This is a genomic window from Megamonas sp. Calf98-2, from assembly GCF_900110235.1.
GTDB lineage: Bacteria > Bacillota > Negativicutes > Selenomonadales > Selenomonadaceae > Megamonas > Megamonas funiformis.
Window position 1 is genome coordinate 52,700 of sequence record NZ_FOCY01000014.1, and the last position, 8,765, is coordinate 61,464.

7 protein-coding genes and 1 other annotated feature are annotated in these 8,765 nt (G+C 34.0%); of the genes, 3 read left to right on the top strand and 4 right to left on the bottom strand.

Annotated features, from left to right (window positions below; all coding sequences use genetic code 11):
- The gene (locus BMX03_RS05745) at positions 1-984 is read left to right on the top strand and encodes a lipoate--protein ligase (protein WP_091694315.1); all 984 of its coding nucleotides are present in this window, start codon (positions 1-3) and stop codon (positions 982-984) included.
- A gap of 21 nt (positions 985-1,005) precedes the next feature.
- Positions 1,006-2,367, top strand: coding sequence for a dihydrolipoyl dehydrogenase (gene lpdA / locus BMX03_RS05750; RefSeq protein WP_091694317.1), 1,362 nt, complete (start codon positions 1,006-1,008; stop codon positions 2,365-2,367).
- 36 nt (positions 2,368-2,403) lie between these two features.
- Here lpdA and BMX03_RS05755 read toward each other — a convergent pair whose 3' ends face one another.
- The 4 genes from BMX03_RS05755 to BMX03_RS05770 form a co-directional block, all read right to left on the bottom strand.
- A complete protein-coding gene (locus BMX03_RS05755; protein ID WP_091694320.1) occupies positions 2,404-3,573 on the bottom strand; it encodes an aminotransferase class I/II-fold pyridoxal phosphate-dependent enzyme in 1,170 nt (389 codons plus the stop codon).
- A complete protein-coding gene (locus BMX03_RS05760; protein ID WP_008540100.1) occupies positions 3,570-4,049 on the bottom strand; it encodes an Lrp/AsnC family transcriptional regulator in 480 nt (159 codons plus the stop codon). Before BMX03_RS05760 ends, BMX03_RS05755 begins: the two co-directional genes overlap by 4 nt.
- Positions 4,050-4,128: 79 nt before the next feature.
- Positions 4,129-4,324: a binding site (T-box leader), on the bottom strand.
- A 46-nt stretch (positions 4,325-4,370) separates the two neighbouring features.
- Positions 4,371-5,369 (bottom strand): inorganic phosphate transporter, encoded by a 999-nt coding sequence (locus BMX03_RS05765; protein ID WP_091694323.1) that lies wholly within the window; start codon positions 5,367-5,369, stop codon positions 4,371-4,373.
- Complete coding sequence (locus BMX03_RS05770) at positions 5,362-5,991, bottom strand: DUF47 domain-containing protein (RefSeq protein WP_015563486.1); 630 nt, start codon at positions 5,989-5,991, stop codon at positions 5,362-5,364. The genes BMX03_RS05765 and BMX03_RS05770 overlap by 8 nt, the downstream gene beginning before the upstream one ends.
- A 251-nt stretch (positions 5,992-6,242) precedes the next feature.
- Here BMX03_RS05770 and BMX03_RS05775 point away from each other — a divergent pair.
- Positions 6,243-8,765 (top strand): phosphoribosylformylglycinamidine synthase (locus tag BMX03_RS05775; RefSeq protein ID WP_091694325.1); only part of this gene is annotated, 2,523 nt, incomplete at its 3' end.

The following is an 8,765-nucleotide window of genomic DNA, read 5'->3' on the forward strand; positions in this document are numbered from 1 at the left end:
ATGATAAATAGTATAAAAATTGTAAGAGGTGAGGGCTTTAATCCCTATTATAATTTAGCTCAAGAAGAATATTTGACTACTAATGTAAATAAAGGTGAATTGATAATTTATCTATGGCAAAATAAGCACACCATTGTGATTGGCAGAAATCAAAATGCTTGGCAAGAATGTCATGTAGAAAAGTTTATCCAAGATGGTGGAAAAATAGCTCGCCGTTTATCTGGTGGTGGTGCTGTCTATCATGATTTGGGAAATTTGAATTTCACTTTTTGTGTGAGAAAAGAAGATTATGATATAGATAGACAATTATCCGTAATTTTGACGGCTGTACAAGCTTTAGGAATTAAAGCAGAAAAAACAGGTCGCAATGATATTACTATTGAACAAAAGAAGTTTTCTGGAAATGCTTTTTATAAACAAGGAGATTTTTGTTATCATCATGGGACTTTATTACTATCGGTAGATAGTGAACAAATGCTGAAATTCTTGAATGTAGATAAAGCTAAATTACAATCAAAAGGCGTGGATTCTGTAAAATCACGTGTAACAAATTTAAAAGAATATAATGCTGATATTACAGTAGAGTCAATGTGTAAGCAGATAAAAATATCCGCAGAGAAAATTTATAATTGTTCAGCTGTGGATTATGTGATTAATTCTGTTGATAAATTAAAGATAAATGAATTAATGCAAAAATTTAGCGACTGGGATTGGATTTTTGGACGGAAAATACAATTTACAAATCATTTGCAAAGACGTTTCTCATGGGGAAATGTGGAATTTTATATTTATGTAGATAAAGGTAGAGTCAAGGATATAGAAATATATTCTGACGCTATGGAGCAAAATTTTATTTTATCATTAAAAGAAGCATTAAAAGATTGTTTGTATATAAAAAGAAATATAATTGAGCGGATAGAAAATTTAACTGAAGATAAAATTATGAGTAAAGATTTAATAACTTTAATTCAAGATGATTTGTAAATTATAAAGGTGTGGTGATTTATGGGAAATTTTGATTTAGCAATAATTGGGGCAGGTCCAGCAGGATATGAAGCAGCAGTTTTTGCTGCTAAACAAGGATTGAAAACAGCTTTAATTGAAAAATCAGAGCTTGGTGGAACTTGTTTGAATAATGGTTGTATACCCACAAAAACATTATTGCATACAGCTGATTTATATCGTGAGATGACTAATCAAGCGGACATAATAGGATTAGATTATCAAGCATTATCCTTTGATATGAAAAAAATGCAATTGCATAAGCAAGATGTGATACAAAAACTTCGTGAAGGCATAGCTAAATTGATGAAAATGCATAAAGTGACGATAATCAAAGGCTGTGCTAAGATTGTTGGCGAACATGAGATAGCAATTCAAAGTGATGAAAAAGTAGAAAATATTGAAGCTAAAAATATTTTAATCGCCACAGGTTCAGTGCCAGCTATGCCCCCAATAAAAGGTGTTGAATTGACTATAAATAGTGATGAATTATTAAATGATGAAAATGTATATGAGCAAATAGCTATTATTGGCGGTGGCGTTATTGGTATTGAATTTGCTTTTTTATATGCTTCCTTAGGAAAAAGAGTCATTATTTTAGAAGCATTAGATAGAATTTTAGCTAATATGGACAAAGAATTTGCACAAAGTTTAAAAATGTTATTGAGTAAACGCAATGTGGAAATTCAAACAAAAGCATTAGTCCAAGAAATAAGCTATAACGAAGGAACAAAGAAATATAATTGTAAGTATTTACAAAAAGATGCAGAATATATCATATCAGCAGATAAAGTATTGATGGCTGTAGGTAGAAGAGCATATACTCAAAATCTTTTTGCTGATAATCTATCAATAGAAACTGATAGAGGTAAGATAAAAGTAAATGAAAATTACCAAACAAATATAGAAAATATCTATGCTAGTGGAGATGTTATTGGTGGTATACAATTAGCTCATGTTGCTACAGTAGAAGCAATAAATGCAGTTTGTCATATGTTAGGCAGAGCGCCAATTTATAATATGAAATTAATACCTAGTTGTATTTATACTAATCCAGAAATCGCCTCTGTAGGTATGACTCTTGATGAAGCGAAAGCTCAAGGAATTAATGTAAAAACTATAAAATATCCTATGGGTGCTAATGGAAAAACTGTATTATCCTTACAAGAGAGAGGATTTATAAAAATAATAGTGGATAAAGAAACTGATTGTATTTTGGGAGCACAAATGATGTGTGCTCATGCTACAGATATGATTAGTCAATTTACACAAGCTATTCAAGAAGAATTAACGCTAGTAGACCTACAGAAAATAATATTCCCACACCCAACATTTAATGAAGCTATTGGTAAAGCTGTAGAATAATAAAAAAGCTGATGTAATTTACATCAGCTTTTTTCTTTATAAATTATCTAAGAAATTTTTTATGCGAGCAAGAGCACTGCTTATATTATCTACAGAAGTAGCATAAGAAGCTCTGATAAATCCTTTACCACATTCACCAAAAGCAGTGCCAGGAACTACTGCTACATGTTGACGGAGAAGTAATTGTTCAGCGAATTCTTCAGAAGAAAGACCAGTGCTAGAAATATCAGGGAAAATATAAAATGCTCCTTTAGGTTCAAAGCATTTTAATCCCATGCTAGTAAAGCCTTCATAGATTAAACGACGACGGCGGTCATATTCAGCTACCATTTTTTTCATATGTTTTTGACCATTGCGAATTGCTTCAAGTCCAGCTATTTGAGCTGTTATTGGTGCGCAAATCATAGTGTATTGATGAATTTTATTCATAGCATCAATTACAGGTTTTGGTGCTAAGGCATAACCAAGGCGCCAGCCTGTCATAGCATATGCTTTAGAAAAACCGTTTAAAATGATACTGCATTCTTTCATATCAGGTAAAGCAGAAAAACAAATATGTTTACGTTCGCCATAAGTCAAATCGCCATAAATTTCATCGGATATGACAATTAAATTATGTTTTTGGGCAAAATTAGCAATAGCGAGTAATTCATCATATTCTAAAATTGTTCCTGTTGGATTGTTAGGATAGCCGATTAATAATGCTTTTGTTTTTGGCGTAATATGTTTTTCTAAATCTTCAGGAGTTACTTTGAATTCATTTTCTGATTTAGTAGGTACAGCAATAGCTTTGGCACCAACTAAAGTAGCACAAGCTGCATAAGATACATAGCATGGCTCTGGAATTAAAATTTCATCATTAGGATTTAAAATAGCGCGCATAGCAAGGTCAACAGCTTCACTAACGCCAACAGTGATGAGTACTTCATCATTAGGATTGTATTTTACCTGAAAATCTCTTTCGTACATATGTGTGATGGCATGACGTAATTCATAAAGACCTTTATTGCTAGTATATGCCGTATATCCACGTTCTAAGCCATAGATACAGCTTTCGCGGATAGTCCAAGGTGTTACAAAGTCAGGTTCACCAATACCAAGACTGATGACATCTTCCATAGTGGAAGCAATATCAAAAAAACGGCGAATACCGGATTGTTTTGTATGTTGTACAGTAGTTGCTAAATTTTTATTCCAATCAATCATGGTGATACCACCAATCTATGGTCAGTTTCTTTATCATCAATGATAATACCATCTTTTTTATAAGGTTTGAGCATAAAATGACTGCGTGTAGAAGTAACGCCTTCGATTGTAGAAAGACGACGAGCAACAAAGTCAGCTACATTTTTTAAAGATTTACCTTCAATGATAACTAATAAATCAAAGCTACCAGACATTAGATAAACAGTTTTTACTTCATCAAAACGATAAATTCTTTCGGCGATAGCATCAAAACCAAATTCACGCTGTGGAGTAACATTGACTTCAATCATAGCAGAAACGCTATCATCTCCGTATTTTTCCCAGTCGATCATAGTGTTGTAGCCAAGAATGATTTTTTCTTTTTCTAGCTTTTTCATTTGTTCTTCTATTTCATATTCAGAACGGCCAAGCATAGTAGCAAGTTCTTTGATTGAACGACGTCCATCATGTTCTAGTAATTCTAATAATTCACGCATAAAATCACTTCCTTAGTAAGTTTAATGAATAGTAATTTAGTAATCTTTATTTTAGCGAAAAAACAAAGACCCTCGTCCAATAAAGGACGAGGGTCTTCTCCCGTGGTACCACCTTAGTTAGCAAATAGCTCACTTAATGCCGATATCGCTGGCATAGCGCCTAGTTTTGCTAGGTGCTCACGGGTAGCTTTCTAATTTTATCGCTTGATAGCTTTCACCAACCGCTATTTCTCTGAAAGTCAATAAAATTATACTTTTCCGCTCATTGCATTTTATATATGTGTAATTATGTTAACATAAAATTAATATAAAAATCAAGTGTTAGATGAATAAATGTAAAATTAAATATACAATAGCAGATAAAATTGCAGTACATGGAATTGTCATAAGCCAAGCGACAAGCATTTGACGAGCAACGTCCCAATGTACAGCTTTAACACGTTGGGCAGCGCCTACACCCATGATAGAACCAGAAACGACATGCGTAGTAGATACTGGTAAATGTAGAAGTGTAGCGCCAAAGATTACTACAGCTGAGTTTAAATCAGCAGAAAAACCATGAACAGGTTGCATGCGGAAGATTTTCCCGCCAACAGTTCTGATGATTTTCCAACCACCAAAAGAAGTACCGAGAGCCATAGCAAAAGCACATGATATTTTTACAAAAGTAGGAACTTCTAAAGCACCGATATAGCCACCGCTTAAAAGAGCAAGTGTGATAATCCCCATGGATTTTTGTGCGTCATTAGAACCATGAGCAAATGCCATTAAAGCAGCAGAAATTGCTTGGAGACGATTGCAATTATCATTGACAGTAGCTGGTCTCATGGAATGACAGATAGCAAAAATAATATGTAGTATAATCCAACCAATTGCCATAGCAGCAAGAGGAGAAAGTACTAAAGATAAAAATATTTTTAAGATACCATAGCCATTTAATCCCATAAAACCAACGGAGATGATTACAGCGCCAATGATACCACCAACTAAAGCATGAGAAGAACTACTTGGCATACCAAACCACCATGTTATTAAATTCCAAATAATAGCACCAGCTAAAGCAGCGATAATGATAACTTCATTTACCATAGAAGCAGATTGAACTATATCGCCACCGATGGTTTTGGCAACGCCTGTACTAATCATAGCACCAGCAAAATTTAAAATAGCAGACATAATGATAGCTACTGCTGGAGAGACTGCACGAGTTGATACGCATGTAGCGATTGCATTTGCTGTATCGTGGAAACCATTTACAAAGTCGAAAATAAGAGCTAAGGTAATAACAATAAAAATTAAGATAGAAGCTTGCTCAAGCATACTTCATAACAACTCCTTTTAATGTGTCAGAAATATGTTTTGTTTGATCAAGTGTATCTTCAAGGCATTGAAGAATATCTTTCCATTTTACAAGCGTAATAGGGTCTTTTTCAGTTTTGAATAATGAAGACATTTCACTGCGATAGAGTGTATCTCCTTGACTTTCATAAGTTAAAATGCGATTAGTGCATTCAAGAATTTCATTATGATTTTTACGAATATCTTTTAATAATGCAGTAGCTTTTACTAATTCTTCTGTAGCTTGAATTAAAAGTTTAGATAATTTTGCAGGGCCGTCGGTTTTTGGCTGACCTGCTTCGTACATGATGACGCGTTCAAGGCTACCATGAATATTATCTACACCATCATCTAAGCCATAAGAAAGAGCGAAAATATCTTCGCGATCAATAGGTGTGATAAATACTTGATTTAATTTTTGAACAGTTTCAGAAGTAATATTATCAGCTTGTTTTTCAATAGTTTTTATTTCTTCCATTTTTGTTTGTGCTTTACTGTAATTGATCATTACATCATACATTATTTTTGCACCTTGATTAAAGTATTTAGCATGCTGATTTAGCATATCAAAAAATTCATAATGTTTGTTTCCAATATCAAACATAAATAACCCTCCCGAAAAATTTCAATACTAAAATAAAGTATAGGATTTAAATAAGAAGAATAAATATGTTTTAAATAAAATCTATGTAAAATAAGTGCGATAAATGATGAGTAAAAAATGTTTTTATTTGATATATTTTGAGTGAAAAATATGGATAAAATAGCTTTTCTTTCTTAGAAATAATGGACATCATAAGTTTTCTAAGGTACAATAGAGGTGAGTTTTTTTCTTAATGTACAGGAGGAATAAAATTGTCAGTTAGAAGATTGTATGTTGAAAAACGCCAAGGTTTTGATATTCCCGCTCAAAAACTCTTTGCAGATTTAAAAGAGTTATTTGCTATTGAGGGAATAGAACAAGTAAGAGTTATTCGTCGATATGATATCGAAGGATTAACTGATGAAGAATATACACAGACAAAACCAGTTGTATTTTATGAACCACCAGTAGATGTAATCTATGAAGAAGAATTATCAGATTTTGCAAATGCACGTGTATTTGCTATTGAAGCACTTCCAGGACAGTTTGACCAAACAGCTGATTCAGCTGCACAATGTGTACAGCTCGTTACACAAAAAGAACGTCCTGTTATTCGCAGTGCAAGAGTAATTGTTTTAGTTGGTGAAATTGATGATGAAACTTTTGCCAAAATAAAAAATTACTGCATCAATGCTGTAGAAACAAGAGAAGCTTCTTTTGAAAAGCCAGAAACACTTGCTATGACTATGGAAGAACCTGCTGATGTAAAAATACTAACTGGTTTTATTTCTATGAGTGATAGTCAGCTTATGGATTTACGCAATGAAATGGGCTTGGCTATGAGTGATGAAGATTTGAAATTCTGCCAGGAATATTTTGCTAAAGAAGAAAATCGTGATCCTAGCATTACTGAAATTCGTGTTATTGATACTTACTGGTCTGACCATTGTCGTCATACTACATTCACAACAGCTATCGACAATGTTTCTATTGAAGAAGGTAAATATAAAGATACAATTAAAAATGCTTATGAATTGTATTTAAATGACCGTGAAGTATTAGGTAGAACTCATAAAGATGTTACTTTAATGGATATTGCTGTAATGGGTATGCGTAAACTTCGCGAAGAAGGTAAATTACAAGATTTAGATGTATCTGAAGAAATAAATGCTTGTAGCATTGTTGTAAAAGCCAATATTGATGGAAAACAAGAAGATTGGCTTGTAATGTTTAAAAACGAAACTCACAATCATCCTACTGAAATTGAACCATTTGGTGGTGCGGCAACTTGTCTTGGCGGTGCTATCCGTGACCCACTTTCTGGTCGTTCTTATGTATATCAAGCTATGCGTGTAACAGGTAGTGCTGACCCTCGTCGTAGTCTTGAAGAAACAATTAAAGGTAAATTACCACAGCGTAAAATTACTCGTGGTGCAGCACATGGTTATAGTTCTTATGGTAACCAAATTGGTTTGGCTACTGGACAAGTTCATGAAATTTATCATGAAGGTTATGCAGCAAAACGTCTTGAAATCGGTGCTGTAGTAGCTGCTGCTCCAAAAGAAAATGTACTTCGTTTTGAACCACAACCAGGTGATGTAGTTATTTTAGTCGGTGGACGTACTGGTCGTGATGGTATCGGCGGTGCAACAGGTTCTTCTAAAGAACATACTTTAGAATCTTTGACTCAGTGCGGTGCAGAAGTACAAAAAGGTAATCCTCCAACTGAACGTAAATTACAAAGATTATTTAGAAATCCAGAAGTTAGTCGCTTAATCAAACGTTGTAATGACTTTGGTGCAGGCGGTGTAGCTGTAGCTATTGGTGAATTAACTGATGGTCTTGTAATTGAACTTGATAAAGTTAAGAAAAAATATGATGGTCTTGATGGAACAGAACTTGCTATTTCTGAATCTCAGGAACGTATGGCAGTTGTTGTAGATGCTAAAGATGCAGATAAATTCATAGCTGAATCTGCAAAAGAAAATCTTGAAGCAACACTTGTAGCAACTGTAACTAAAGAACCTCGTCTTGTTATGAATTGGCGTGGTAATGATATCGTTAGCATTAAACGTTCTTTCCTTCAGACAAACGGTGTAAAACAGCATACTGATGCTGTAGTAAAAATGCCAGAAGGCGAAACATATTTTGAACAAGCAAAACAAGTAGAAGGCTCTGTAAAAGATGCTTGGCTTAATACTTTAAAAGATTTAAATGTATGCAGTCAAAAAGGTTTAAGTGAACAATTCGACTCTACAATCGGTGCTAATACAGTGCTTATGCCATTTGGTGGTAAACGTCAAATGACACCTGCAGAAGGTATGGTAGCTACATTACCATTATTAGAAGGTTCTACAAATACAGCTACTGCTATGACATTTGGTTTCAATCCATATCTCATGAGCTGGAGCTCATTCCATGGTGCAGTATATTCTATCGTAGAAGCTATTACAAAAATTGTAGCTATCGGTGGTGATTATGCAAAAGTTCGCTTAACTCTTCAAGAATATTTTGAAAGCCTTGGCAAAGATAGCGAAAAATGGGGTAAACCATTTGCTGCACTTTTAGGTGCATTATGGGCACAGCATAAATTCGGTACAGCTGCTATTGGCGGTAAAGACTCCATGTCTGGTACATTCATGGATATGACAGTACCACCTTCTTTAATCGCTTTTGCTCTTGATATGGTAGAAGCAGATAAAGTTGTATCTCCTGAATTTAAACAAGCAGGACATAAAGTTATCGTAGTTAAAGCAACTCGTGATGAATTCGAAATGCCAGTTATTGATACATTG

Coding starts and splice junctions, on each gene's coding strand:
- BMX03_RS05770 (WP_015563486.1), bottom strand. CDS start 5,991: ATGTTTGATATTGGAAACAAACATTATGAATTTTTTGATATGCTAAAT.
- BMX03_RS05755 (WP_091694320.1), bottom strand. CDS start 3,573: ATGATTGATTGGAATAAAAATTTAGCAACTACTGTACAACATACAAAA.
- BMX03_RS05745 (WP_091694315.1), top strand. CDS start 1: ATGATAAATAGTATAAAAATTGTAAGAGGTGAGGGCTTTAATCCCTAT.
- BMX03_RS05765 (WP_091694323.1), bottom strand. CDS start 5,369: ATGCTTGAGCAAGCTTCTATCTTAATTTTTATTGTTATTACCTTAGCT.
- lpdA (WP_091694317.1), top strand. CDS start 1,006: ATGGGAAATTTTGATTTAGCAATAATTGGGGCAGGTCCAGCAGGATAT.
- BMX03_RS05760 (WP_008540100.1), bottom strand. CDS start 4,049: ATGCGTGAATTATTAGAATTACTAGAACATGATGGACGTCGTTCAATC.